At 39.4% G+C, this 1,089-nt stretch carries 2 protein-coding genes and 1 riboswitch; both genes read right to left on the reverse strand.

What is annotated here, in order from left to right; genetic code table 11:
• Nucleotides 1–500, reverse strand: a 500-nt coding sequence (locus VXQ92_RS20535) for a TMEM165/GDT1 family protein (RefSeq protein WP_416683023.1), incomplete at its 3' end; no start/stop codon positions are given.
• Nucleotides 501–515: 15 nt separating this feature from the next.
• A riboswitch (yybP-ykoY riboswitch) is annotated at nucleotides 516–712 on the reverse strand.
• A gap of 36 nt (nucleotides 713–748) precedes the next feature.
• On the reverse strand, nucleotides 749–1,021 hold the full coding sequence (locus VXQ92_RS20540; RefSeq protein WP_000900286.1) for a hypothetical protein: 273 nt from the start codon (nucleotides 1,019–1,021) through the stop codon (nucleotides 749–751).
• Between the last annotated feature and the right edge of the window lie 68 nt (nucleotides 1,022–1,089).

Here is a 1,089-nt window from a genome sequence, read left to right on the forward strand (position 1 = left end):
GCAATAGACAAACGTTCAGCCAACTTATTGCCAATAAATACAGCAGGTGCATTGGCAATCATCATTCCTAAAGTTGTGCCTAACATTACCCAGAAAATGCTGTCATAACGTGCAGCTAAAGCGACTGTTGCAATTTGGGTCTTATCACCAATTTCTGCCAAGAAAAACAAAATAAAAGTTGCGCCAAAAACGCCAAACTTTTGCCATTTATTAATACTCGCCGTTTCATCATCAAGCTCATCTGGAATAAGCATCCAGAACGCCATACCAATGAAACCAACCGCAAGTACCCAGACTAAGATTGCAGGGCTTAAAACCGTTGTAATCCACTGCCCAAGCACAGCAGAAATACCATGGTTAATTAAAGTTGCTAAAAGAATCGCGATTAAAATAGGGATTGGCTTACGAAAACGTGCAGATAATAAAAGTGCCAACAATTGAGTTTTATCGCCCATTTCAGCGAGGGCAACAATCGAGGTAGAAATCAGAAATTCTTGCATGTCGGTTCTCTGGCTAGCATAAATGCCTATGACCTACCCCTCCTGCTAGCCAAATATCATAAAATGATTGCAGAGTGGTAAATCAAAGGTCTTGCCAACTCAGGAACGATGAGACGTTTAAGCTATGATGACCATGTTCTGTTGAACAATTATGTTGACCATCACCTATTCACATTTGCTGTGAATAGCGGCTACTCCCCAATGAAGTATGGGCTTATTATATTCGACTAAATCTATTTTTCAAATATTCAGGCAAAAAATTTTACCCATGTCCATACGAATAAACGGGCTATTCCTAACAGCACTGCAAGACAAGCACTTATACTGATAAAACCAATATGGCTGCTACTTGTTCCAGTTTGATATTCAAGGGGTAAAATCAGAGTAGCGACAAACACTTCAATCCCCATGACAACATAAGTCATCCACTCCCAAGGGAAGTGCAAAATACTGACCCATATTCCCATCAATAAAAATACAACCAACAACAAGGGCAACATAATTTTCAGAAAACCCAACATTTACTATTTCTCCTTTATGTAATAACGAGAAATGTCTCCTCACTCTCGATAAGTCCTGCTTAATCTGT

Source organism: Acinetobacter sp. 228, assembly GCF_048147885.1.

Coding starts and splice junctions, on each gene's coding strand:
- VXQ92_RS20540 (WP_000900286.1), bottom strand. CDS start 1,021: ATGTTGGGTTTTCTGAAAATTATGTTGCCCTTGTTGTTGGTTGTATTT.